Below are 25,408 nucleotides of genomic sequence, written 5' to 3' on the forward strand. Positions count from 1 at the left end.
TCTGCCGGGCTATTTCGTTGCAACAGAATATAGGTGCGAAGCTTACTGAAGCTGCATCCCGTTGGCGAAGACCGATCCGTCGGGAGTGATCTCGATCGTGGTCATATGGGTATCGCCGCCTTTGTCGAAATCGTCGGTGGTAAACATCTGAAGCATCGCAAATGACTGGGCAACTTGTTCTGCCGGAATACCCATCTCGACCAGTTTCGGCGACAGCGCGAACAACCCCTTCGCGCGCAGGGTCAGCTTGCCTTCAGGCCGGGGCATGCCGTTGAAGGTCTCAAGATCGGTGGCGTCAAATGTGAACGCCCCCTCGCCAGTGATCTCGGCCCCTACAGCCGACAGGCGCAAAGCGTTCAGCGTCGCGCTGCCCGGCTCTACGGGCAATCTGTCCCCAAGCGCCACGATGTTGGTTTCGAGATTCGCGAAATCCAGCCACTCGACGTTGTGCTTCAGTGTCCCAGTCAGATCCAGCGTCAGATGGATCGGATCGCGCGGCAAGGCGCCCATCGGGTCACCCATCGCCCAGACCATATCGTCCAGCGTCAGCCCGTTCAGATCGAGGTTGAACGCCACGGGGCCAAAGCTGTCATCCGCCAGAAGCGGCGCCTGCATGGTGGCCGACATTGACGCGATGTTTCCACCCAGCGCCAGACCCGGCATCATCGGCATTTCCATCTGAAGACGGAAATCTTCGGCCGGACCCGAGATGGTGACGCCGCTTGCATCCAGCTTCATCGACGAGTCATAGGACCTGGCCGAAGACGATTGCGCCATCATTAGTGTATCCCCCTGCGAGGTCACCTGTTCCGTGCTGTAGTCAGCCATACGGGTGGTCATGTCCATCACCAGCCCCTCGCGCAACGCCTTGGCAAGATTGGTGAAGTCGATTCCGGCGGACGGAGTCACCATGCGCATCTCGCCTTCGATACGGCCCGACTTCATGACCGACGCAGCCGTGATTGGCCCCTCGTCGTCGACCATCATCGACTGGTTGAACGTGATGTTCTGTTCATCCGCAGCGAAGGTGATGTCCGAGGTCGTCATCTCGCCCGATTTGGTCACCGACTGACCCACAAGGCCAAGATATGTGCCGTTCATCGAGAAGCCCATGACCTCTTCCGGTACGTCATCAAGCTCGATCGCGATATCCAACCGGGCGGCTTTCTGGTCGAAGGTGATTTCTTCCGGGCTGCCCGAGAAGATGTTGGTGAACCCTTGGTGGGTCATCGTCATCGCGCCGCCGAAGCTTTCCCCATCCGTGCCGGAATAGGTCAGTGTATAGGTGCTGTTTTCCGGCACGATCATCTCGACCCGGCCATCTCCCATATCGATCAGATCGAATGCGCCCAGATCCAGGCTTACGGATCCCACGTCAAACGGAAGCGTCATGTCGAAAGTTACGTTCTGCAGTGCAAGGCCCTCGCCGCGCGTCGAAGTCTCGGCGCTGAGCGCGCCACCGAAAACGGACGAGCTTTGCTGAAGATGCGTCCAGACGTCGCCGGTGGACAGATCCGCGAAGGCGGTACCGGGCAGGAATGCGGCGCCCAAAATAGCGGCGCCGGTCAACCGGGTGGCAAGAGTTTGCATGTGCGATAATCCTTTGCACTCAGTGTTCAATTGGCGCGAAGGTATGTCAGCGATTTTGGGGTTACAATACCCTTCGGGGTATTGGCGATATTCGGCTCAACGCATCCGGGTGGGGTGCTTGGCGACCTATCTTACTTGGCGATTTCCACCAGAACCTCGTTGATCTGCGCCAGTTGATCCGAGCGGACCATTTCGGGTGATAGGTGCAGAACCAGCTTTCGTGGGAGGTCCACAATGCCTTCGAAAGGACGCACCAACTCGCCGCTGTCCAGAAAGCGCTGCACCAAGGCTTCGTGCGCCATTAGAACGCCACCGCCGTGCCGAGCTTCTTCCAGTGCGACGGCAAACAGCGAATGTTCCGTCCCGCCCGAAGCGATGCCGCCCAGATCTGTTTGCGCGGACAGCCAATGCTCCCAATCATCGGACCATGTGCTGTCGCGAAGAAGCGTTTCATTGCGCAGGTCTTCAAGGCGGGTCAGACGGGCGGCCACGTCTGGAGTGCAGATCGGGAAAATGCGATCTTGCAGAACTTCAATGTCATTTGGCCCCAAGGGGTCCGAGGTGAAAAACAGCGATATATCAATGGGTTCACGCACCAGATTCGGCGGCTCCTCCAACGCGATTACGGACACCTGCAAATCGGAGGCAATCTGGCGCAGCTTTCCCAAACGGGCGGGCAGCCAGTATTGCGCAAGCGACGGCAGCGTCGCCAGCTTGATCTTGTTGGGTGCCACCTGCTTGCGCAGCGCATGGACAGCAAGGCCCAGTTGGTCAAAGGCGCGGGTGAACGCGGGCACCAGCGCTTCGGCCATCGGGGTCAGTGCAACGCCTCGGGCGCTGCGGACGAAAAGCGGGGTCTCGGCCCAGGCTTCCAACGTCTTGATATGCTGGGTGATCGCGCCGGGCGTGACCGACAACTCCTCGGCCGCTGCCGAGAAACTGCCCAGACGCGCCGCAGCTTCAAACGCGCGTAGGGCGTTCAGATGTGGGCCTTTCGGGCGCGGGGGTGAGACGGGCATGGCGGGCCTGCGATAAGATTGAGTTTTTCTACACCAAAATAATAGCAATACTGATTTGCGCGATCCAGCCCCTCTGCCTGATCCTGAATGCGACACCTCTTCAGGAAAGTGAGGACGCCATGACCTTTCAATTCAATACGCCGGTCGCGCAAACCGATCCTCTGATTGCCGATGCGCTGAACAACGAAAAGCAACGCCAGCAGGATCAGATCGAGCTGATCGCCTCGGAAAACATCGTCAGCCGCGCGGTGCTGGACGTGTTGGGCCATGAGATGACCAACAAGACGCTGGAAGGCTATCCCGGTAATCGCTTTCACGGCGGAGGTCGCTTTGTCGACGTGGTCGAGCAAGCCGCGATTGACCGCGCAAAGGCTCTATTCCACTGCGATTATGCAAATGTACAGCCCCATTCCGGGTCGCAGGCCAACCTTGCGGTGTTCTTTTTGCTGCTGAAACCGGGCGACAAAGTGCTGTCGCTGGATTTGGCTGCAGGGGGGCATCTGTCTCACGGGCTGAAGGCCAATCTGTCGGGCCGCTGGTTCGAACCGCATCATTATGGCGTCGATTCCGAGACCGAGGTGATCGACTATGACGAACTGGAACAGCAGGCCATCGCGCTGCAGCCAAAGCTGCTGATCGCTGGCGGATCGGCCTATCCGCGCGAGATTGATTTCGAACGTATGGGCCAGATTGCCAAGAAGGTCGGCGCGTGGTTCCATGTGGACATGGCGCATATCGCGGGGCTGGTCGCGGGCGGGGCGCATCCGTCGCCGTTCCCGCATGCGGATATCGTTACCTGCACCACCACCAAAACCCTGCGCGGTCCGCGCGGGGGGCTGATCCTGACCAACAATGAAGACTGGTTCAAGCGCCTGCAATCCGCGGTCTTCCCGGGTGTTCAAGGCTCGATCCACACGCAGGTTCTTGCGGCCAAGGCGGTCTGTCTGGGCGAGGCGATGACGGATGACTTCAAAGCTTACGCGCACCAGATCAAGGCGAATGCAGCTACCTTAGCCAGCACATTGGCCGCACGTGGAATTCGCATCGTTTCCGGTGGAACAGACACACATATTGTGCTTCTGGACCTAAGCGGGAAGAGTCTGACCGGCAAGCGAGCCGAGGTGGTTCTGGAGCGCGCCAACATCACCGCCAACAAGAACGCGATCCCAAATGACAGCCCCCGCCCGCCAGAATGGGTCGGCCTACGCCTTGGGGCAAGTGCGGCCACCACGCGCGGTATGAAGGAAGCCGAATTTGCGGAGCTGGGAGAGATCATTGCAGATCTGATCGATGCCGAGGCCGCCGGAGATGATGTAACGACCACGGCTGCGGTGAACCAAGCAGCAAATAAGGTCGCCAGTCTTTGCGCGGCATTTCCGGCTTACGCAGTCTGACACACAACACCATTGACCAACGCAACCCCGCCCGCTGTTGCAGGCGGGGTTCTCGTGGCTTCCGAACGGCATGGGCGTGTCGTTTTCAGAGAAGTCAGGATGCGGTTTGGCTCTACAGTTCTTCGTAAGAGGAATGCTGAACCGGAGGGATCCCATGCAGTCTCATGCGAAAGTCGTTGTTGTTGGGGGCGGCTGCGTTGGCGCCTCGATCCTGTACGGGCTGACGGAACACGGATGTACCGATGCTGTTATGCTGGAGCGCACGCAGCTGACAGCTGGGTCCACCTGGCACGCGGCTGGGCTGCTGGTGACCTTTGTGCGCTCTCACAATGTCTCGAAAATGACGCTGGAAACGATCCGGATCTATACCGAGGTCGAGAAAAAGTTGGGCATGTCGGTTGGTCTGAAAAAGGTCGGCCAACTGCGCGTGGCCAACACGCCGGAACGCTGGGATGAGTTCCAAAGCTATCTGTCCGTGGCCGAGGCGGCGGGCGTGCCCTGCAAGCTGCTGACCCCGGAAGAGATCGCCGAAGTACATCCGCTTTTGAACCAAAGCAACAGCATTCAGGGCGGCATTCTGCATACCGAAGACGGCTATGTGAACCCGGCCGACATCACGCAGGCGATGGCCAAGCTGGCCCGCGATGCAGGTGCCAAAGTGTATCAGAACACCGAGGCGCAGAGCTATGAGAAGCTAGAGAACGGATTGTGGAAAGTAGGCACTAATCAAGGCGAAATCACCTGTGAACACCTGATTTTTGCAACAGGAAACTACGCGCGGGAAAACGCCCGTCGGGTTGGGATCGACCTGCCCTGCATCCCGATCGTGCACCAGTACTGGACCACGGAAACGGTGCCACATCTGATCGACCGCAAACAGCAAGGCCTGTCCGAGTACCCGATCCTGCGGGACGAGGATTACGGTGCCTATCTGCGTGAAGACACCGGCGGCCTTCAGTTCGGCCCTTACGAGTTCGAGAAAGACCTGAAGCTGTTCGCCGAGGACCGCGTGCCGCCAGAATTTGGTGCTGATCTTCTGCCCGAGGATTTCGATGCCGTGGAAACTCAGTGGGAACGCGCCATTGAACGCGTTCCGGTGCTGGGTGAGGTCGGTATCAAGGCCAACACCCGCGGCCCGTTCCAGATGACGCCCGACGAACTGCCCTTGGCCGGCCCCGCGCCGGGGCATGACAACCTGTGGCTGGCTGAAGGCATGCCGGGCGGTATCCTGTGGGGCGGTACGGTGGGCAACCAGCTGGCGCAGTGGATCCTGAATGGGCGCCCTGCCATTGATATGTCGGAACTCGATCCGCGCCGGTTTGGCGACTATGCCTCGAAACGCTGGACCATGGACAAGGTGCGCGAGACGTGGGGCACGCATATGCACGCGCATATCCCCGGCGAGGATCTCTATTCCGCGCGCCCGATGCGCACCGTTGGCTCGTATGATTTGCTGACCGCAAGGGGGGCGGTTTGGACGACCTACAACGGTTATGAGTTCCCAAAATGGTTCGCCCCATCACCTGAGGAAGCGATCCCGGTCGCATCGTTCCGTCAGACCCACGCATGGGACCATGTCGCGGGCGAGGTGAAAGCGACACGCGAAGAGGCTGGTTTCATCGAGATGTCCCCCATGACCAAGTTCACGGTGCGTGGGCCGGGGGCGGCTTCATGGTTGGACGGGTTGATGGCGAACAAGCTGCCCAAAGTGGGGCGGATGACGCTGTCCTTGATGCTGAACGACCGGGGCGGGATGGATGCCGAATACACCATTGTGCGCGATACGGAGGATGCATTCTATCTGGTCTCGACCCCCAACGGTCAGGTCTATAACTGGGATGAGCTGTCCAAGCGTCTGCCTCAGGATGGCTCGGTTCAGATTGAGGATATCTCGGAACAATACGGTGTGGTCGCGCTGGCGGGGCCGAAATCGCGCGAGATTTTGCAACCGCTGACCGACAACGACCTGTCGAACGAGGCCTTCCCATGGCTGACTGCCCAGATGGGCGAGGTCGGCTATGCCAAGGGCGTGCGCCTCTTGCGCGTCAGCTATACCGGAGAGCTGGGTTGGGAAATTCACCACCCCGTCAACTATAACCGCCACATCGTTGATCTGCTTCTGAAGGCCGGTGTGCGGCCCTTCGGAGCGCTGGCGCTGGAAAGCATGCGGCTGGACAAATCCTATCGCGCGATCAACCGCGAGATTTGTAAAGACATGACCCCGTTCGAGGCTGGGATTGACCGCTTCGTGGCGATGAAAGACCGGGAGTTCATCGGGAAAGATGCCCTGCTACGCCAGAAGGAAGAGGGTGGATATCAGACACTAATCACGCTGAAATTGCCCTTCTGTGAGACTTCGGTTATTGCGCACGAGGCGGTCTATCATGACGGACAGATCGTGGGACGTGTCACGTCCGGCGGGTTCTCGTATCACTGTCAGCATGACATCGCGATGGCGCTGGTTCCACAGGAGCTGACCGCTCCGGGTTCCAAGCTTCAAGTAAAAATCCACAATGAAATGCGAGAGGGCGAGGTGATCGAAACTTGTGCCTATGATCCGGACAACCAGCGCCCGCGCGCCTGAGTAGATCGTTTCATTTGCAAGAAAACAGTGGACCAAGCGGTGTTAGCGCACATACATAGGACACCAGAATAGAAGTGAGACCGGCAAATCCGAACGCCGGGTCTATTTAAGGGAGTCCAATAGATGAGCGCCTCAGCTTATGTATATCAGTCCATCGCGCAGTCGCTGGTGGATCACGACCACACCACCATGTTCGGCCTGATGGGCGATGCGAACCTGTTTATGGTTGATCACTATGTCCGCGAATGCGGTGGAGAATTCGTCCCCGTCGCGTTCGAAGGCAGCGCCGTTCTGATGGCACTGGCCTATGGCCGCGTGTCGGGCAGCGTCGGCATTGCCACCGTCACCCACGGTCCGGCCCTGACCAACTGTGTCACCGCCCTGACCGAGGGCGTGCGCGGACGTGTGCCGATGGTTCTTTTGGCAGGTGACACCGCCGTGGCCAATCCGCAGAATCTGCAAAACATCGACCAGCGCGAGACCGTGAAGATCACCGGTGCCGGGTTCGAGCAGATGCGCTCGCCCGAGACGGCGTCTTACGACGTGGCCCACGCCATTTACCGCGCACAGGTCGAAAAACGTCCCATCGTGTTGAACATACCCGCCGATTTCATGTGGGAAGAGGCCACGCATGAAAAGCACGTCTTTCCAGCCTTCAGCGCCCCGGCCCATGTGCCCGAAGGCGACGATCTGGACGAGGCCATTGGCATGATCGCCAGCGCCAAGCGCCCGATCATTCTGGCGGGGATCGGGGCGAAGGATTCGGTGGATCAGATCATCAAGCTGGCCGACCGTTTGGAAGCGCCGCTGGCAACCACGCTGAAAGCCAAGGGGATGTTCAACGACCACCCGTTCAACATCGACATTTTCGGCACGCTGTCGACCCCCGCCGCGTATGAAGCCATCGCCAAGGCCGATTGCGTGGTGGCCTTCGGTACCTCTTTGCATCACTTCACCACCGACAAGGGTGCGTTGATGAAGGGCAAGCGCGTGGTGCAAGTGAATGACACGGTGACGGAAGTCTCCAAAAACTATCACCCCGACGCGGCCTTGGTGGCGGATGCGGGCCTGACCGCCGACAACATTGTCTGGTGGCTGGACGAGGCCGAAATCCCCCCCAGCGGCTTTACCGCCGAGCTGGATATGGAGGTTCTGACCGCCCACCCGAAAGGCAATCCCGACAAATCCGCACCGGGCTTTGTGAACTTCGAATACGCGCTGGATCGTCTGGACGCTGCCCTGCCCAAGGATCGCTTTCTGACCACCGATGGCGGCCGCTTCATGACCGAGGTCTGGTGCCGCGTTGCCGCTCCCAACGCCGAAAGCTTCATCGCGACGACCAATTTCGGCTCGATCGGCTTGGGGCTTCAGGTGGCGATTGGCGCTGGATTTGCCGTGAAGGACCGTCCTGTGGTGCTGTTCACCGGCGACGGTGGTTTCATGATGGGCGGCATCAACGAGTTCAACACCGCCGTGCGCATGAAGCAGGATCTGGTGGTGATCGTTGCCAATGACAGTGCCTATGGGGCCGAGCATATCCAGTTCCTCGACCGTAAGATGGACCCGGGTCTGTCCATGTTCGACTGGCCGTCATTCGCCGAGATCGGCACCGCGCTGGGCGGGCAGGGCATCTATGTGGACAGTGTCGAGACGTTGGAAAGCGCGATTACCGCGATTGATACACGCACGAAGCCTTTGCTGATCGAGCTGCGACTGGATCCCAATGATGTGCCACGGATGCGAATCTAATCCGGGCGCTTAGGCGCTTAGATCGGTCAGGATCCGGTCCATCATCGCGTCGCAGGCGGCCAGTTCGGACAGGTCTACGCCCTCGTCCGCTTTATGGCCGTCGCGCGCCATGTCGCCGGGTCCAATGACCACCGTCGGGATGCCTTCAGCTGCGAAAAACCCTGCCTCGGTGCCGAAGGCGACCTTGGTGGTGTCGGGGGTATCTGCCATCCGACCTGCCCAGCTGACGACCGGATCGTCGGTGGGCGTGTCCAGCCCGAAATAGGCATTGGTCTGCGTGATCTCGACCGCGTTGGGATTTTCGAACGCGGCGCCGACGCGCTGGGCGATGTCGTTCAACGCGGACAGGATGTCCTCAGCCGGTGTTTGCACCAAATGCCGGAATTCCGTCTCTAACACAGCGGAATCCGGCACAATGTTCAACGCGCGGCCTCCGCTCATGCGGCCAACGTGGACGGTCGAGTAGGGGACGGAATACGCCGCGTCGGTCGCTCCGTCGGCTAGCCGATCTTGCAGCGCGCGGACTTCGTCGATGAACTTGGCGGCAACATGCAAAGCGTTGGTGAAATCCGGTGCTAGCGCGCTGTGACCTGCCTCGCCGTGGCAAGTGACCTTCAGTGCCACCTTGCCCTTATGCCCCGTTGCCACCTGCATCGCGGTCGGCTCGCCCACGATCACTGCGCGGGGGCTGCCCAGAAGGGGCGCGAGCGTGGGCATCATCTGGCGAATGCCGACACAGCCGATTTCCTCGTCATAGGAAATCGAAAGGCTGAGCGGCTCAGACAGGGGCGCTTTGGCAGCACGTTCCGCCATCGCAAGGGCTGAGGCCAGGAAGCCCTTCATATCGGTCGTGCCCCGTCCGTGCAGACGATCCCCACGGCGGGTCAGGGCAAACGGGTCGCTAGACCAATCCTGCCCCTCGACCGGCACCACATCCGTATGCGCCGACAGGCAAACACCGCCGACCTCGGGCCCGATCCGGGCAAACAGCCCGGCTTTCTGCCCGCAGGGCGACGGGATGCGCACCACGGCGAAGCCTGCGCTTTGCAGCAGGCCTTGTACATAGCGGATCAGCTCCAGATTGCTGTCTTTGCTGACGGTCGGAAAGGCGATCAGCCGGTCGAGGATGTCCAGAGTTCTCATGCGGTCATTCGGTCCGATTTTGGGGTAAATTTAGCGATTGGGCGGGATGGCATGCCCCGGATAATTCCAGTCGCGGATCACCGTTGCGGCGTGCTCGATAAAGGCGTTGACCGTCAGCACGTTGCGTGCGCCCTCGGGGATGATCAAGCCCAGCTGCATGGGGCGCTGTTCGCCTTTCAGCGGAATAAACACCAGTCGCCGCCCATCCGGAGAAAGGTCGGAATAGGGTCTGATATTGGCGATTGCATAGCCAAACCCGTTCGCCACCATCGACCGCATCACTGCCATGTCCCGCGTGCGTTCGACAATGCGCGGCTTGCGGCCTGTCTGGTCAAAGAAGCTGAGGAAATAGTTACTGCTGAGCGGCAGGTCCAACAGGACCATCGGATAGTCCAAAAGCTCGGCCACCTCGACCTCGTTCTGGCGGGCAAGGGGGTGGCCTTCGGGCACCATCGCGTAAGGGGGCAGGGACCGAAGCGGCACAAACTCAAGATCCGGCGGGATTTCAAGGTCATAGGACAGCGCCACGTCGATCTGCGCCCGGCGCAGCTGCTCGATCAGGCTTAGCTGATCGGTTTCAATCTGGCTGACGCGGACATCCGGATACTTGAGCTCAAACTGTCGCCGGATCGCGGGCAAAAGCACCTGCGCAAAGCTGACAAGGCAGCCGATATTCAGCGGCCCCTGCACATTGCCCGAGATGTCGCCCGCCAGCCGGTTCAGCGCGTCCGCTTCCTGTAGCACCAGCTTGGCCTGCGCCATGAACTGCCGTCCGGCCTGCGTCAGGCTCAGCCCATGCGCGTGTTTGCGGACGAAAAGCGGCAGGCCGAACTCGTCCTCCAACTGGGAAATCGCCGCCGAGATCGACGGCGACGATACATTCACCCGCGCGCTTGCCTGCGCGATCGAGCCTTCCTCGCCCACGGCGACGAAATATTCCAACTGACGAAGAGTAAACCGCAAAGCCATCGTGCGATTATGCCTTACGGTTCACATGGTTCAAGCCTGATACGTGGTCTATTGGGTCCAGCATCGCTTTCTTACTCGGCGGCCACGACATCCCTGTCTTGGCGCGCCAGCCAGATCTGGAAGTCACGGATCGTGCCTTCATAGTCATCGCTGGCCAATGGCCCTTCAAGCGCGTGCTCGGACCCCAAGGCCACCTGCATGCGTTCAAGTTTCTCGCGGTCCTCTCGGTTGACCTCTTCCCACAGTTTGATGCGCGCGGCGATGGTCGCATCGTCCAGATCCTCGCCATAGACGGACATGGTCCACTTCACGCGGATTTCACCCGCGCTCAGTGGGAAGATCGACAGCGAAACCAACAGGCTGGCCGCTTGACTGGCCACTTGTGTCGGGAACTTGGCAAACAGGGTCGAGCGCATGCGCTCGTCATCGCTGAGCCCATCGGCGCCATGCCCGCGCGGCGGGATCGTGTCGGGATAATTCGCAGCGTAGGACGTGAAGTCGTACCCCGACAGCAATTTGCGCGCTAGACCCGTGGGCGTATAGCCGTGCAGCGTCTGCGGGTGCACCACCGACAGGTGGTAGCCTTCCATGAAGTTCTCGACGAGGCATTTCCAGTTGGTCTGCCAGTTCTCTTCGGCCACGTGCACAAGGCGGAACTTCTCAGTCTCGTAAGGGGCCAGCAATCCGTCCAGATCCGGGTGGTCAAACGGGGCCGCGTGGCAATCCAGATTGGCATAGATGAAGCCGTTCCACAGATGCACGTTATGCCCATGTAGGCGGCAGGACTTGCTGTCAAACCCGGCGTTTTCCATCCGCGCGGCGCGCAGAAGCGCACCGTCACGGCCATAGGCCCAAGCATGATAGGAACAGACAAAGCGCTTCACATTGCCCCGACCTTCGGCCAGTGGCATGCCGCGGTGGCGGCACACATTGGCCAGCACACGGATATTCCCATCATCGCCGCGCACGACGATCAACGGTTCGGACAAAAGCTGCACGGTGAAATAGTCGCCGGGCTCGGGGATTTCATCCGCGCGACCCAGACAATGCCAGCCATGACGCAGCACGGTGGCTGCCTCGTGGTCGAACTGCGCCTGACTTGTGTAGTATGCGCCCGGCATTCCCATCGGGCGATCGGCCGGTAAGGCGGCCAAATCCTGAAGTTTAGTTCTTAGGTCACCCATCTTACCCTCCGTTTCCTGTTGCGTTCTTGGGTTACTCGTTATTCGTCGCCGGGGACGCCGTAGGACGGCGCCTCGCGCGGGTCGAGCGCGCGTTGGACATAGGCGTCCAGCTGCGGCTTATAGATCTCCCACGCGGTGGCGATATTTTCGATCGGACAGTCCTCGGTCCAGTCGCAGCGCAGATCGGCGACGGGCCATGCGACTTTGTCGACCAGCATCATGCCTGCCGAATGGATTGGGCCAGCTTCGCCGCCTGCCGCAAGACCGGCACGCATTGCGGCAATCAGCCGGTCGCCCAAATGGCCGGAACTTTCCAGAAATCCGTCAACGATGGCTTGCGGCACACCGTCATTCGCCAACAAGTTCCCGCCCGACGCCACATCCGGCCCCTGCGCCTGCGTCCAGATGCCAAGGCTGTTTGGCCCGGAATGGATTGCCGTGGCGCCATTCTTGTCGACCGCCAATACTTGCCGATATTCGATGAACCGGCCCAGATCTTTCACGCCCGCAATCGCTTCGGATGCGGACATGCCGCCCTGCATGAGATCCAGAGCCAGTGGTCCCAACATTGGATCGGTCACGTTCTGCGAGGCCACCGCACCAACACCCGCACGCGCATAGGCACAGCGTGCCGCCACCGCAGGGGATGACGACGAGATTGCGATGCCGAACATGCCGGTCTCTGCGCAGCGGGCCACCAGTGAAAACGTCATCCAAGCTTCCTTTTTCTTGTCCGAAATATCCTCGGGGGAGCGCGAGGGGGGCAGACAGCCCCCTCGCTTACCGTTTAGTCAGGGATCACTGCCGTCCCGTCGATTTCAACCAGCCAATCAGGTCGCGCCAGCGCCTGCACCACCAGACCCGTCGAGACAGGATGCACACCCTTGATATATTCGCCCATGGTGCGATAGACGGCCTCGCGGTGGCGGACGTCGGTGATGTAGACGACCACCTTCACCAGATGCTCCATCTGGCCGCCGGCCTCTTCGATCAGCTGGCGGATGTTCTGCATCACCTTGTGGGTCTGTTCGACCGGATCGTGGCTGTCGATATTGACGGCATCATCTAGGTTTTGCGGGCACTGGCCGCGCAGATAGACGGTTTTGCCGCCCTGCGTGACCACGGCCTGACACAGGTCGTTGTCCAGATTTTGCTCGGGGTAGGTGTCCGAGGTGTTGAACTTGCGAATACGGGTATGGGCCATTGGGCGTCCCTTTATGTGGTGTCAGGTAGCGGCGCGTCCGGCCTCGATCCGGGCCATCAGATACTGCGCGAAGTCATAGTTGGGGCGTTCCAGATGGCTAAGATGCCCCGGCGCGGCGCGGTCGGACGACAGGCCTTTGAACACTTTTTCGGTGCAGCCGCGATCTTCGACGTTCACGTCATCCAAAAGCGCCTTCAGGTCGGCAAAGTTCTGGTCGATATCCGCGTCATCGGCGAAATCATTCGACATGCCGCCACCAAAACGGATCTGCACTTGGCCCGGCCCTTTGGGGTGCAGTGACAGGTACCAGAAATAGCCGGGCGTCAGGGTGATCAGCAGGCTGGGATAGATCGCCAACAGATAGGTGGTGCGGCGTTCTTCACCCTTCAGACGGTCGTTCTTTGCGTGCGCCATCGCGATGAGCAGCTCTTCGTCCTTCAGAATGGTGTGATAGTTGAAGGCAGGCAGACCCGGCGGGCAGATCATATCCTCGAGCTTCGACAGACCGCCGATCGTGCCCGCATGACAAACCGGCAGGTGATAGCTTTCCATGAAGTTCTCGGCCAGCACCTTCCAGTTCGTGTCCCAGACGTGCTCTTCATAGAACGCCTCGGTGTAGTTGGTCATGTCATAGCCTGCGATCATCTCTTCAACTTGGGAAAGCTGATCAGACACGTCGGGCGCGTCTTGGTTCAGGGTGACGAACACCCAACCCAGCCATTCCTGACATTTCACCTGAGGCAGCTGGTATTGGTCCTTGCAGAAGCCTTCGTTCAGGGTCATCGCCGGGGCGCCGCGCAGGCTGCCATCCAGATTGTACGTCCAGGCGTGATAGGGGCAGACGATGGCGCGCGTCTTGCCGTTGCCGTGCAAAAGCGTCGACATGCGGTGCAGACAGACGTTGGACATTGCGCGCAGCTCGCCGTCCCGGTCGCGGATGACAAGAACCGGCTGCCCGGCAAGCTCGCAGGTGGTGTACTGGCCCGGCTCTTTCAGCGCGTCGGCCCGACCCACACAGAACCAATCCTTCGAGAAGATGTGCTCTAGCTCTTCGCTCAAGAACTCTTCGGACGTGTAGACCGACGGCGGCATGGCATGGGCCTGCTCGAACGGTTCGGCGGTGTTCTGGCGAAGTTCTTCTACGGGGTCGATGTGATCTTTTGCCATCTGGGTATCTCTCTCGTGTAACTTATTCTGCAGCCGAGGACACAACAGCCGCCGGGCCCTCATAATCCAGATAGGCGCGCTGGATTGCGATCTGATCTGCGACGTGTTTGGCGTCGTGCCAGACCCCCCACAGGAAGGTCGAGCCGCGGCGGGACTGCCACGGCAGGCCAAGGAAATAGACGTCGGGTTCGACCGATACGCCGCGCTGGTGGATCGGTGCGCCTTTCTCGTCGAAGGCGTCGAATTTCATCCAGTCGAAATCTTGCCGAAATCCGGTGGCCCAGATGATCGTGGTGATCCCTTCCTTGGCCAGATCAACGGTGCGGATCGGGTTGGTCAGGCAGTCGGGGTCGGGGAAGGCGATGCGGGCTTCGGGTTCTTCTGGCAGGGTCAGCCCGGTGCGGTCCAGATAGGCGTCGGCAGCGTCCAACATCTCGTTATAATTCGCGTCACCTGCGGCCACATTTGTTTGTAGATCGTCGCGGAAGGTCAGGGTGTTATCAAGGAACCCGTCCGTCATGCCCAAAAGCGTCACGCCTTCGCCCGCCAAGCGGCGGAAATCCATCGTATTGCCGCCATAGGCCCCACTGACCGAGATCGTCACATGTTCCGTCCCCGGATTCGGCGCGGCCATGTCCCACAGGCCCAAAACGCCCAGCCACCAGACGAAATCGCGGCCACGATAGCGGCGCGGCGGGCGGTCATGCGGCCCGACCGACAGGAACACCTTGCGCCCCGCGCGGTTCAGTTCGTCCGCGATCTGGGCACCTGACGACCCGGCCCCAACCACCAGCACTGCCCCCTCGGCCAATTGCGCGGGGTTCTTGTAGTGGTAGGAGTGGATCTGAGTGACCTTGGCCGTTTCCGGCACGATGGGTGGGATCACCGGATGTTGGAAAGCGCCGGTCGCGGCGACGATCCGTTTGGCCTCGATCACACCGCCCGAGGTTTCGACCCGGAACCCGGCCTGATCCGGCAGGCGTTCGGCTTTCAGCACCTCAACCCCGGTGCGCACGGGGGCGTTCACCATCTGAGCGTATTCCTCCAGATAGTCCGCCACGCGGTCTTTCGTCACGAATTCATCCGGATCATTGCCCTTGAATTCAAGGCTGGGGAAGCGGTCGTGCCAGACGGGCCCGTTGGTCACCAGCGCGTCCCAGCGCGCGGTGCGCCATGCCTCGGCCACGCGGTTCTTTTCCAGAATCAGATGAGGCACGCCACTGTTTCCAAGGTGTTCGCTGAGGGCAATTCCGGCCTGTCCGGCGCCAACAACAAGCGTATCAATGGTCTCAACGGGCATGTGTCTGGTCCTTGTGTCTGAATGTCGTCTCTACGTAATGGGAAGGGCGCGCCTTCTTCTGCGATCGCCCTACATTGTCATTTTGGGACCAGCGGGAAAGAACGTTATGAGTCAGCGCTGATTAGGTGTAGCCTAATGTTCATGCGCTCGGAAAAGGAAATACCTAATCATGCACTTGGAAGTGCAGGTTGCGCCCTAACCAAGCGCAATAAAACGGGGCGTGACCACGCACGCCCCGACCTGATCAGCGCATCACAAAGGGATTGGCCATCGGTGTGTCCGAGGTGCTGATCCATGTGGTTTTCGTACGGGTGTAATCCAACACTGCATCAAGCCCTGCCTCGCGGCCATAGCCGGACTGGTTATAGCCCCCGAATGGCGCAATCGGCGACACGGCCCGATAGGTGTTCACCCAGCAAATCCCCGCCTTCAGCCGCGACGACACGCGATGCGCGCGGGCGACGTTTTCGGTGAACACACCCGATCCCAGCCCGAAGGGCGTAGAATTGGCGATCGCGATGGCTTCCTCTTCCGTGTCGAAGGGGATCAGGGACATGACCGGCCCGAACATCTCGACTTTCAGAGTTTCGATGTCGGTGTTGGGGCATTCCACCAGCGTCGGCGCCATGTAGTTGCCGGGGCGGTCCAAGGGCGCGCCTCCGAACCGAATGCGCGCGCCACCGTCACGGGCGGCCTGCAGAGTGGTTTCGATGGTTTGGACCTGCGCCTTGGTGCAGAGCGGGCCAATATGGGTGTCCGCAGACAGGGGATCGCCCACGACGACCGACTGCATTTTCTCTTCGATCCGTTGGGCGAGCGCGTCAAAGATCGAGCGATGCACCAGCCCGCGCGATCCCGCCACACAGCTTTGCCCCGAGGCCCCGAAGTTTCCGGCAATCAGCCCATTGGCCGCGCCGTCCAGATCGGCATCCTCGAACACCAGAATGGGGGACTTGCCGCCGAGTTCCAGCGAAGTCACCGCGAAGTTCTCGGCCGAGTTGCGTACCACGTGCCGTGCAGTTTCCGGGCCGCCGGTAAAGGCGATGCGGTCCACATCCGGGTGGCGGGTCAGGGGAATGGCGCAGTTTTCCGCGTCCCCGGTGATGACCGAGACGACACCGGGCGGGAAGCCTGCCGTCTCGACCAGGCGTGCGAATTCCAGCATGGGCGCGGGCGCAATCTCGGACGCTTTCAGCACCACGGAACAGCCCGCCGCCAAGGCCGGACCCAGCTTGGTCGCGGTCAGGAACATCTGCGCGTTCCACGGCACGATGGCGACCACTACGCCGATAGGCTCGCGCTTGGTGAACACATGCATGTCGGGCTTGTCGATGGGCAGAACCGCCCCTTCGATCTTGTCCGCCAGCCCCGCGTAGTAGCGGTAATAGTCGCCCACATAGGCCGATTGAGACGAGGTTTCGGCCAGCAGCTTGCCGCTGTCCGTCGTCTCGATCTGGCCAATGCGCTGGGCGTTCTCCTCGATCAACTCGGCAAGACGATACAGCAGCTTGCCCCGCTGGGTTTGCGTCATATCCCGCCATGCAGGATCGTTCAGTACCCGACGCCCGGCCGCAATGGCGCGGTCAACGTCAGAGAGTGCGGCGCAGGCAAAGGTCGCCCAATCTTCCCCCGTCGCCGGGTTTTGCGTGGCCATGACTTGCCCGTCGGCGCCGTCGACCCACTGACCGTCGATAAACAGCTGATAATGTGGTTTCTGTTCCATCTGATACCTCACTGAAACGCTGGCATGACGTCGTCGATGAACCGGGCCAGCGAGTCGCGCTTGCGTTCAAAGCTCATGCCGCTGTCGATCCAGAACGAGTATTCATCATAGCCCAGATCCTCGTAGCGTTTAATCTGGTCGATCACTTCTTGCGCGGTGCCCATGGTCAGATCGCGCTTCAAGTTCTCAGGCGCCATCATTTTGTTCGCGGCCATTTCTTCCTCGGTCAGCTCCTGGATCAAACCCTGGCTGACCGGGCGCTTGTTCTGGAACCACGCGCCGAAATAGCAATAGAACTTCGACAGTTCCTTCGCCGCCTGATCCACATCCGCCGCGTCTTTGCCGACATAGGTGTGATGCAGCAGCATGATCTTCGGGCGTTTGCCGTCATAGCCATCGCAGGCGTCATTGAAGCGCCCCATCAGGCTTTCGATTTCCTCGATCCCCTGCCACAGCGGCGTTACCTGAATGTTGAATCCGTTCTGAACGCCAAACTCATGGCTATTCGGATCACGCGCGGCGATCCAGATCGGCGGACCGTCTTCCTGCACGGGCTTGGGCGCCGAGGTCGTGGCGGGGAACTGGAAGAACTCGCCTTCATGCGCGCAATCGCCTTTCCACAGCTGCGGGACCAGCGGGGCCATCTCGCGCATGCGTTGGCCTGCTTCCCATGCATCCATGCCCGGCATCAGGCGTTCATATTCATAGGAATAGGCCCCGCGTGCGATGCCCAGTTCGATCCGCCCGTCGGTGATCAGGTCGGCCGAGGCAGCTTCACCCGCCAGCTTGATCGGGTGCCAGAAGGGCGCGATAACAGTGCCGGTGCCAAGGCGTACATGTTTGGTGTGGTGGGCCAGATTGACCAGTGTCAGAAATGGGTTGGGCGCGATGGTGAAATCCATCCCGTGGTGTTCCCCGGTCCAGACAGCCCGCATCTTGGCGTCATCGGCCATCTTGCACAGCTCGATAAATTCGTCATTCAGCTGCGTTTGTGACTGGCCGGGCGTCATGCGCTCCATATGGGCGAACAGCGAAAACTCCATGGATCAGGTCCTTTCTGACAGGGCATGCACATCGCCACGCTTTGCATCGCCCAGATAAAGGCCAAAGCTGCGGGTGCGGAACTCAAGGGCGTACCGCGCCATCATGTCGGCGATGGCGGGGGTGGTGTAGGTAAGGGTTGGAAGGTCAGCGACGGGGATGGCCTGAAGGGGCGCGTCCACTTGCACGACATCGCTGGAGCCCAGGAAATAGGCGAAATGCTGGCCACGGCTGGCGTCGTCATAGACGGAATAGGCCGGTCCGAGTTTTGCTTGGATCCCGCGCGCGGCCAGATCGTCCTGCAGCTCCTGCCGCATTTGCCCGCGATCCGAGCGTTCGATCTGCGGCAGGCGGAACCCATCTGGCGTCTGCTCCAGCAGAACGGTGTCACCGACCGAGACAATCGCACCGTAGATCGCGCGTCCCTCGGTTTGCTCCAGCGCGGCGCGTTCCAGTCCAAGGCTGAAATACTGGCCGCCTGCATAGCCAAGGCCCGGGCCTTCGGACTGGGTAAAGTCAGTCACCTTGCCGATCAGGATCTGGTGGTCGCCTGCGGGCAGGGATTTCCACGTGGCGCAGGAAAACTGCGCAATCGCGCCGTCGATCAGAGGGATGCCGTTTGCGTCTTCGCGATGGCTGACTTGGGCAAACCGGTCGCCTTTGAAGCTGGCGAAGGTGTTGGACACGTCCTCTTGCCCCTCGGCCAGAATATTCACCGCGAAATGCATGCTGCTTGCGAAAGCATCGAAGGACGACAGGAACTTGCCGGGGCAGACCAGCAGCAGGGGCGGGTCCATCGACACCGACGAAAACGAGTTCGCCGTGAAGCCATAGGGCGTGCCGTCCGGTGTGCGGGTCGTGACCACGGTGACGCCGGTCATGAACCGGCCAAAGGCTTGGCGCAGGGCGCGGGGGTCAAACTCGGTCATGTCCAAATCTCCTTTGCGAAGTCCAGAAGGGCCGCGTTCACGTCTGCGGCATGGGTCATCGGCATCATGTGCGCGGCACCGTCGATGATCTGCGCGCGGCCTTGTGGAGCGAGCGCCGCCATGGTTTGCGACATGGCAGGGGTCGAGTTCGGCTCGTCCGCGCCGGTCATGAACAGGGCGGGGCAGGGCAAGGCGGTCAGCGCATCCGTATCTGGTCCGTCTTGATGCGCGAAGATGGTGTAGGCGGCTTTGTACGCCGCCGGGTTCACATCGGTCAGCCATGCGTGGCAGGCCTCGCGCTCGGGCGAGGCATCCGTGCCAAACCACCGCTCTAACGTGCCCGAGGGATCGGCCATCCGGACCCCATCCAGACTGGCGGCGCGGGCCTGCACCGCGTCTAAGGCATCGGGGCGACGGCGATAGATCGCGTTCAGGGCCGCGACGCCTTGCACCTTCCCCGGATAGCGGATCGCCATATCTAGCGCGATCATTGCGCCCATCGAATGCCCGACCACCATCACCGGCCCGTCGGTCCCGGCGGCGATGGCATCGGTGTAGTCGGTCAGATCCAAATCGCCCGCGGGCAGGGCGCTGTCCCCATGCCCCGGCATGTCCACGGCCACCGCGCGATAGTGCGGCGACAGCGCGTCCAGCTGTGCCCCCCATGCCTCGGCCCGAAGGCCGACGCCGTGAATGAACAGGATGGTCGCCCCCTGCCCAGCGGTGATCGCGGACAGGGTGGCGTGATCAGACCGCGGCCGGGTTGTCCAAGTCATGTCCCAGATCCTTCAGGTCCTGATAGCGGTCTCCAATGCGGTGATGGGGACGCCCGCTGGTGGCTGCACCCAGAACAACGACGATTTCGTCATCGCGCGGCGCATCCGGGATGGCGAACTGCAAGGTCAGATAGTGCGAGCGGCGCCCGGCGTCGTTCTTGTCCATCAACGGCACCATGATCGGCGCGTTCGCCGGACCACGGGTGTTGGTGAACGCCAGATAGGATTTCGCGCCCACGGCTTCACGATAGAAATTGCCGAAACGTAGGGTGTGGATCAGGCCCGAGGCATGCTCGACCTCGCCATTCAGACCGACGACAGCGGCCTTGCCATAGGCTTCGATCGCGTCACCGCTTCCGGCCAGTGCGATCATCCGTTCGGTCATCATTTCGCCCAGCACCGGGCCAAAGGCGTGTATCTCGGGTTTCAGGTCTTCAACGAAGCGTCCGGCCCACGGGTTCTTGACCACGGCGGCCACGGCGAACATGCGCCACGGGGTATCGGCGGGCTTGAACCCTTCGATCAGAACCTCTTCGTCATAGGTTACAATTTTGCGGATTTCGGGCGTCATCTTGGTCTCCTGTTCGCTTGGCGACATCATCGGAACACCCTGATATTTTGACAAATGATAGATTTACTGGCTTAGGTATTAGCAACACTAATGGCTGGATTGACCCATGAAGAAATCGCTTCCCCCGCTGACATGGTTTCGCGCGTTCGAGGCCGCCGCTCGGCACCTAAGTTTCACTGCTGCAGGTGACGAGATTGGTCTGACCCAATCCGCCGTCAGCCAGCAAGTGAAAGCATTGGAATCCCGGCTTCGCGTGTCGCTGTTCACCCGACATGCGCGCGGGTTATCGCTGACCGATGACGGGCGCAAATTGCTGCCGCAAGTGGGCGCGGCGCTTGGCACACTTGCCGCTGCGACCGAGGTATTTGACGCGGGCCCCACACAGAACCTTCTGACCATTGCGGCCTCGGTCAGTGTGGCCCAATGGATCATTTCCCCGCATCTGCACGACTTCACGCGGACGCATCCGAATGTCCGCGTGCGCTTCCTGAGCGCGATCTGGCCGGATGAATTCAATGCCTCGCGCGCAGATGTCGAGATCCGCTTTGGGTCCGCCAAACAGGTCGGCAAGAATGCCGAGCTGCTGACTCCAGACGGGTTGGTCGCGATGAAGTCGCCGGCCCTGAGCGGCACCCTGCAAGACCTGCCGCTGATCGAGGCCGTCGGCACCTCGGGCGGGTGGAAAAGCTGGGCCGCGCAGATCGGTGGCCCGTGCGAACCCACGCTGTTTGCAGACTCTTTCGGCATGGCTCTGAATCTTACGGCCGAAGGAAATGGCGTGGCGTTGGTCAGCGAGATTTTGATCCAGAATGCGCTGGAAACCGGACGGTTGGAACGTGCTCACCCGGCCTCGATCCCCAGCAACGAAGGGTATTATTTGTCGGTAAATGACCAAAACCCAGCCGCCACTGATTTCCGCGTGTGGTTGCTGGATTTGTTAGACAGAACAGATGGATAAAGCTTACGTGTAGGATGGCCGAATAGCGCCCCCGCGGGCCAGTACTCCGGCCAGCGCCAACCCAGAAACCGCGTGCCAGATGCCCCAGAAGGCTGCGACCACGGCCATGCCGCCAAGCCCGCTGAAAAAGCCGAAGATCAGGATCAGCCCAAGGCCCGAGTTCTGAATGCCCGTCTCGATCATGATGGCGCGGCGGTCAAAGGCGGACAGCCCGGCCAGCGTGGCGATGGCGAACCCTGCGCCCAACGCAAGCGCATTGTGGGCGATGACAAGGGTGGCGACGGCCTCGGCATATTCCAAGAACAGCGCCCAGTTCGCGGCCAGCGCCAGCACGACGAAGGCGATGAAAATTCCCATCGACAGATATTGCAACGGAGTGCGCAGTCGGCGTGTGATGTCTGGCCGTTTGGCGTTCAGCATCACGCCGAGGCACAGCGGTAGCACCAGCATGACGCCCACGGTGATCGCCACTGATACAGGATCAATCGAGGTTTGCTGCAAAATCGCGCGCGTCGGCTCGTACAGGCTGCCCCAGAACGCGATGTTCAGCGGCGTCAGGAGGATTGCAAAGATCGTCGCAAACGCTGTCATCGACACCGAAAGCGCAGCGTTCCCGCCCGCCCGATGGGTGATGAAATTCGAGATGTTGCCCCCCGGGCAAGCCGCCACCAGCATCAACCCCAACGCAATCGACGGACGTGGATTGGTAGCCAGAACCAGACAGAATGTCAGCGCGGGCAGCGCGAGGAACTGCGATGCCAAACCGGTCAGCAGGGGCTTGGGCTCGCGGGCCAGCTTCTTGAAATCGCTTGGTTTCAGGTCAATCGCGATCGAGAACATGACGATCGCAAGCACGGCGTTCAGGATCTGCAAACTTGTGGGCGAAAAGTTCAGCATCACCTCGTCAATGCCAGCTTGTGCTGGTGTACTCATACTGCTTCCCCCGTCCCGTGTATGGCGTCTCGGCCTGTAACCGATTGGTGACACGTCAAGTTTTGTACACCGACTGCCCTCTGGGCAAGCGATAAACGAATTGACCGCGGGGTCTGCGGGATTGCAGTCTTTGAACTCCACTTCCAAGCGCCGAGCCGATTTTGCCCCGACAGAAGACTGAAAACCCTATGGACGAGTTGCTGCGCGCGCGCCTTCGGCTGACGGATCGTGCGCATCTCCGGCTGATAGGGTTACGCCTTCTGATGGGCTCGGTCGATCTGTTCAGCCGCACCCTGACCGGACAGGCCTTCTTCGCCCTGCGCGAGACCGAACAGGTGCTGCGAGAGCTTGATGGGCGAACGGGGCCGGATCTTGTGAGTGCGCTTTTAGCGATGCAGGGCGGCACCCGGATCACAGCGCGGGGGATTGAAAACATCCCCACCCAAGGTGCCGTGATCATTGGGGCAACGCATCCGGTTGGGACGTTCGATTTCATCTCACACGCGGGCGCGCTGCTGGACCATCGACCGGATCTGAAAGTCGTCGCCAACCGCGAGGCCGAACGGTTTCTGGGGGCCGACCGCATCGTCGCCGTGGACCTCGATCGCTCGGACAAAGTGCTGGGCGCACGGCAGACCCGGGCCGACATGCAGGCGCATCTGGGCCAAGGCGGCGCGTTGTTGGTCTTCGGCTCTGGGCGTGTGGCGGATATGGCGGGGGGGCTGCTGGTCGAACCCCCATGGCGCACCGGCATCACCCGTGTGTCTGCGGAAACGGGTGCGCTGATCGTGCCCGCTTCCGCCGAACTGCGAAACTCGCGCCACTATTACCGCACCCGAAAACTCGCCCGCATCCTGAGCGGCAACAACGAATATATCGGCCGCGAGGTCGCCTCGCTGCGCTATGTGTCCGAGTTGTTGGCGAAGCTGGGCGGCAGTTACGAGGTTTACTACGGGGCGACGCAACCACCGGGATCGACGCCAGAGGCCCTGAAGACGCTGGCCGAGGGTTTGATTCCGGGGTTGTATCGAGCTGAATAAGCGCGTGTTGGGCGCAGGATACAGGGCGTACACGGCAGACCAGTCTGGCTCAAAACCTAACTCTTGATAACTGTCCTGCTCAACACTACGTTCTTCCTTGCATCAAGAGCGAGGCGTTTGCCTCCACCAACCTGCCAAACCCGGCAAGGTGGTCGCCCGAAAGGGGATGTGGCCAGTTCGGTAATGAATGGGTTTGCATCATCTAAACAGCGATCATCGCGCCGGTCTCAACCAAGGAGACCGACATGATCTCACGTCGAAACTTTTTGAAGTCTGCGGCAGCCAGCACGACTGCGACACCTCTTGCGCAGCACGCGAGTGCCGACCATGACACATACCTAAAGCGTGGAAATAAGCATCCCTTACGCGCGGAACCGCGACGGCGCACAATCTATTCAAAACCCGCCCCCGATGGTGGGTTGCGCTTGTATAGTGACGGTTCGCCCGACCCGCGACCACTTATCCGCACCCAGGTGTTAGAGCGCGCGTTTGGAAAAGGCGTTGAGCAGTCGCTCCTGCAGCCTGATCACTGGCGTATGATTGATGCGAGGTGGTTTGAAGGTGACGAACTTTTTGAGTTGAATGACGTCACCTCCTGGCAGTACGCAGTTTGGAAGGCCAACTACCACCCAGAATGTGAAGCCCATGACCTTCTTTATGATTTCTTTGGCAAAGGGGTGTTCCCCGGCGGGGGGATAAACAAAGACTACAATCTCGCGTTCTCGGAACACCCCTGTACGCCCCGCTTCGCCACGGTGACTCTTCTCAATGAGCATCGCCTGCCTGATCTGGTGGCGCGGATCACTGATCTTACCGAGTGGGTGTCAATTGAAATAGGCGACGGGAGGCTGTGATGCCTGCGCCGCGCAGCTTCTTCCCTGACGAGGCAAAGAAATAAGAAGAATCTCTGGCGACCCCGGCAGGATTCGAACCTGCAACCTGCCCCTTAGGAGGGGGCTGCTCTATCCAGTTGAGCCACGGGGCCGTTTGCGCAGGAAATAGGCAAGCGGGTCGGGCTTGTCTAGCGGCGTTTCAGGGTCTCACCTGCTTCGATCTTGGGCGTAAGCTCGATCCGTTCGCCGCCACCGGTGTCACCACTTTCGGTGCTGCGGTCGGCGATGATTTGGGCAGCCGCGCGGCCGATTTCCTTGCGGCAGGCGTCCATCGTGGCAAGTTGACGGGGAAGACCGTCCAGAAGCTCGACCCCGTTAAAGCCCGCAAGGCCGATCTGACCCGGCACATTGATGCCTTTATCAAGGCAGTACAGAAGCCCACCCGCGCCGATCATGTCGTTCGAGTAGTACATGAAATCCAGCTCGGGCGTGCGTTCCAGCATCACCTCGGTCATCTCGCGACCTTTGGCCAGCGCCGATCCGCCTTCATAGAATTCACGATCCGCGATCTCGATCCCTTCTTTGGCCAGCACCTCGGTGAAGCCCTCAAAGCGTTTCCGGGCGCGGTGGTCCAGCGGCATCTTGGTGCCAAGGAAGCCGATGTTCTTGTAGCCTGCTTTCAGAATGGATTTGGCCATCTTGCGTCCGGCGCGACGGTGGGAAATGCCGACGCAGGCGTCGATCGCGTCGCCATCCGTATCCATGATCTCGACCACCGGAATACCTGCGGCCTTCAGCATCGCTTTGGCGGCGTCAGAATGCTCTAACCCTGCGATAATCACCCCGGATGGGCGCCATGACAGCATCTCGTACAGCACTTTTTCTTCGCGCTTTGGGTCGTAATTTGTGACGCCGACAACTGGCTGCAAGGGCGTTTCGTCCAGCACCTCGTTGATGCCCATCATGACTTCGGGGAAGACCATGTTGGACAGCGACGGGATGATCACAGCGACAAGGTTCACCCGCTGCGAGGCCAGCGCGCCCGCGATCTTGTTCGGCACGTAACCCAGTTCCTTCGAGGCCTCCAGCACGCGGTCACGTGTGGCTTGACTGACATCGCCCCGATTTCGCAACACCCTGCTGACCGTCATCTCGCTGACGCCCGAGGCCTCGGATACGTCACGAAGGGTCAATGGGCGGCGGTTCGGGGGGGTCTGTCTGTCTGTCACGAAGGCATCCTTGAACATATGGGGTTGCTGTATGTTAGCGATAGATATCCGCTTGGCAATGCCCCAATTTCA

At 60.5% G+C, this 25,408-nt stretch carries 22 protein-coding genes, 1 tRNA gene and 1 riboswitch; of the genes, 6 read left to right on the plus strand and 17 right to left on the minus strand.

All coding sequences use genetic code 11. The features are described from left to right. Window positions 1–42: 42 nt before the first annotated feature. Entirely contained in the window at window positions 43–1,590 is a 1,548-nt protein-coding gene (locus G0Q00_RS13615; protein WP_163040192.1) for a DUF2125 domain-containing protein, read from the minus strand. 131 nt (window positions 1,591–1,721) lie between these two features. Next, complete coding sequence (locus G0Q00_RS13620) at window positions 1,722–2,609, minus strand: LysR family transcriptional regulator (protein WP_163040194.1); 888 nt, start codon at window positions 2,607–2,609, stop codon at window positions 1,722–1,724. 119 nt (window positions 2,610–2,728) lie between these two features. Between G0Q00_RS13620 and glyA the strand changes: the two genes are divergently transcribed. The 3 genes from glyA to G0Q00_RS13635 all read left to right on the plus strand — a co-directional run bounded on the left by glyA (window position 2,729) and on the right by G0Q00_RS13635 (window position 8,336). After that, window positions 2,729–4,003 carry a serine hydroxymethyltransferase gene (gene glyA / locus G0Q00_RS13625; RefSeq protein WP_163040196.1) on the plus strand — a complete coding sequence of 425 codons (1,275 nt, stop codon included), beginning with the start codon at window positions 2,729–2,731 and terminating at the stop codon, window positions 4,001–4,003. Between the two features lie 154 nt (window positions 4,004–4,157). Beyond that, a complete protein-coding gene (locus G0Q00_RS13630) occupies window positions 4,158–6,587 on the plus strand; it encodes an FAD-dependent oxidoreductase (RefSeq protein ID WP_163040198.1) in 2,430 nt (809 codons plus the stop codon). A 123-nt stretch (window positions 6,588–6,710) separates the two neighbouring features. Next, on the plus strand, window positions 6,711–8,336 hold the full coding sequence (locus tag G0Q00_RS13635) for a thiamine pyrophosphate-binding protein (RefSeq protein WP_163040200.1): 1,626 nt from the start codon (window positions 6,711–6,713) through the stop codon (window positions 8,334–8,336). A gap of 9 nt (window positions 8,337–8,345) precedes the next feature. Here the strand turns inward: G0Q00_RS13635 and argE are convergent, their stop codons facing one another. The 12 genes from argE to G0Q00_RS13695 all read right to left on the minus strand — a co-directional run bounded on the left by argE (window position 8,346) and on the right by G0Q00_RS13695 (window position 20,343). Continuing rightward, on the minus strand, window positions 8,346–9,479 hold the full coding sequence (gene argE / locus G0Q00_RS13640) for an acetylornithine deacetylase (protein WP_163040202.1): 1,134 nt from the start codon (window positions 9,477–9,479) through the stop codon (window positions 8,346–8,348). Between the two features lie 30 nt (window positions 9,480–9,509). Further along, complete coding sequence (locus G0Q00_RS13645) at window positions 9,510–10,448, minus strand: LysR family transcriptional regulator (protein ID WP_163040204.1); 939 nt, start codon at window positions 10,446–10,448, stop codon at window positions 9,510–9,512. A gap of 71 nt (window positions 10,449–10,519) precedes the next feature. Then, on the minus strand, window positions 10,520–11,632 hold the full coding sequence (locus G0Q00_RS13650) for an aromatic ring-hydroxylating dioxygenase subunit alpha (RefSeq protein ID WP_163040206.1): 1,113 nt from the start codon (window positions 11,630–11,632) through the stop codon (window positions 10,520–10,522). Window positions 11,633–11,670: 38 nt separating this feature from the next. Further along, window positions 11,671–12,345, minus strand: a complete 675-nt coding sequence (locus G0Q00_RS13655) for a DUF1028 domain-containing protein (RefSeq protein ID WP_163040208.1) — start codon at window positions 12,343–12,345, stop codon at window positions 11,671–11,673. Window positions 12,346–12,419: 74 nt separating this feature from the next. After that, the gene (locus tag G0Q00_RS13660) at window positions 12,420–12,836 is read right to left on the minus strand and encodes a RidA family protein (RefSeq protein WP_163040209.1); all 417 of its coding nucleotides are present in this window, start codon (window positions 12,834–12,836) and stop codon (window positions 12,420–12,422) included. Window positions 12,837–12,857: 21 nt separating this feature from the next. Next, window positions 12,858–14,003, minus strand: a complete 1,146-nt coding sequence (locus G0Q00_RS13665; protein WP_163040211.1) for an SRPBCC family protein — start codon at window positions 14,001–14,003, stop codon at window positions 12,858–12,860. A gap of 22 nt (window positions 14,004–14,025) precedes the next feature. Continuing rightward, window positions 14,026–15,303, minus strand: a complete 1,278-nt coding sequence (locus tag G0Q00_RS13670; RefSeq protein WP_163040213.1) for an NAD(P)/FAD-dependent oxidoreductase — start codon at window positions 15,301–15,303, stop codon at window positions 14,026–14,028. 244 nt (window positions 15,304–15,547) lie between these two features. Beyond that, window positions 15,548–17,026, minus strand: coding sequence for an aldehyde dehydrogenase (locus tag G0Q00_RS13675; RefSeq protein ID WP_163040215.1), 1,479 nt, complete (start codon window positions 17,024–17,026; stop codon window positions 15,548–15,550). Between the two features lie 8 nt (window positions 17,027–17,034). Beyond that, window positions 17,035–18,069 (minus strand): LLM class flavin-dependent oxidoreductase, encoded by a 1,035-nt coding sequence (locus G0Q00_RS13680; protein WP_163040217.1) that lies wholly within the window; start codon window positions 18,067–18,069, stop codon window positions 17,035–17,037. Window positions 18,070–18,072: 3 nt separating this feature from the next. Further along, on the minus strand, window positions 18,073–18,996 hold the full coding sequence (locus G0Q00_RS13685; protein ID WP_163040219.1) for a flavin reductase family protein: 924 nt from the start codon (window positions 18,994–18,996) through the stop codon (window positions 18,073–18,075). Beyond that, entirely contained in the window at window positions 18,993–19,772 is a 780-nt protein-coding gene (locus G0Q00_RS13690) for an alpha/beta fold hydrolase (RefSeq protein ID WP_163040222.1), read from the minus strand. The genes G0Q00_RS13685 and G0Q00_RS13690 overlap by 4 nt, the downstream gene beginning before the upstream one ends. Further along, window positions 19,744–20,343: an amino acid synthesis family protein gene (locus tag G0Q00_RS13695; RefSeq protein WP_163040225.1), complete on the minus strand. Its 600-nt coding sequence runs from the start codon at window positions 20,341–20,343 to the stop codon at window positions 19,744–19,746. Before G0Q00_RS13695 ends, G0Q00_RS13690 begins: the two co-directional genes overlap by 29 nt. A 106-nt stretch (window positions 20,344–20,449) precedes the next feature. Between G0Q00_RS13695 and G0Q00_RS13700 the strand changes: the two genes are divergently transcribed. Further along, a complete protein-coding gene (locus G0Q00_RS13700; RefSeq protein WP_163040228.1) occupies window positions 20,450–21,301 on the plus strand; it encodes a LysR family transcriptional regulator in 852 nt (283 codons plus the stop codon). Window positions 21,302–21,304: 3 nt separating this feature from the next. On the opposite strand, the gene G0Q00_RS13705 is transcribed toward G0Q00_RS13700, so the two are convergent. Further along, window positions 21,305–22,234 carry a bile acid:sodium symporter family protein gene (locus G0Q00_RS13705; protein ID WP_163040231.1) on the minus strand — a complete coding sequence of 310 codons (930 nt, stop codon included), beginning with the start codon at window positions 22,232–22,234 and terminating at the stop codon, window positions 21,305–21,307. A gap of 188 nt (window positions 22,235–22,422) precedes the next feature. Between G0Q00_RS13705 and G0Q00_RS13710 the strand changes: the two genes are divergently transcribed. Together G0Q00_RS13710 and G0Q00_RS13715 are read left to right on the plus strand one after the other, a co-directional pair. Continuing rightward, window positions 22,423–23,274 carry a 1-acyl-sn-glycerol-3-phosphate acyltransferase gene (locus G0Q00_RS13710; protein WP_163040233.1) on the plus strand — a complete coding sequence of 284 codons (852 nt, stop codon included), beginning with the start codon at window positions 22,423–22,425 and terminating at the stop codon, window positions 23,272–23,274. A 94-nt stretch (window positions 23,275–23,368) separates the two neighbouring features. Continuing rightward, window positions 23,369–23,472, plus strand: a riboswitch (SAM-I-IV-variant riboswitch). Window positions 23,473–23,519: 47 nt separating this feature from the next. Then, complete coding sequence (locus tag G0Q00_RS13715) at window positions 23,520–24,128, plus strand: twin-arginine translocation signal domain-containing protein (protein ID WP_163040236.1); 609 nt, start codon at window positions 23,520–23,522, stop codon at window positions 24,126–24,128. Window positions 24,129–24,182: 54 nt separating this feature from the next. On the opposite strand, the gene G0Q00_RS13720 is transcribed toward G0Q00_RS13715, so the two are convergent. Then, window positions 24,183–24,259: transfer RNA gene (locus G0Q00_RS13720), tRNA-Arg, on the minus strand. A 36-nt stretch (window positions 24,260–24,295) separates the two neighbouring features. Continuing rightward, window positions 24,296–25,336 carry a LacI family DNA-binding transcriptional regulator gene (locus tag G0Q00_RS13725; protein WP_370458575.1) on the minus strand — a complete coding sequence of 347 codons (1,041 nt, stop codon included), beginning with the start codon at window positions 25,334–25,336 and terminating at the stop codon, window positions 24,296–24,298. Between the last annotated feature and the right edge of the window lie 72 nt (window positions 25,337–25,408).

This window comes from Aliiroseovarius sp. PrR006 (assembly GCF_010500215.1).
Lineage (GTDB): Bacteria > Pseudomonadota > Alphaproteobacteria > Rhodobacterales > Rhodobacteraceae > Aliiroseovarius.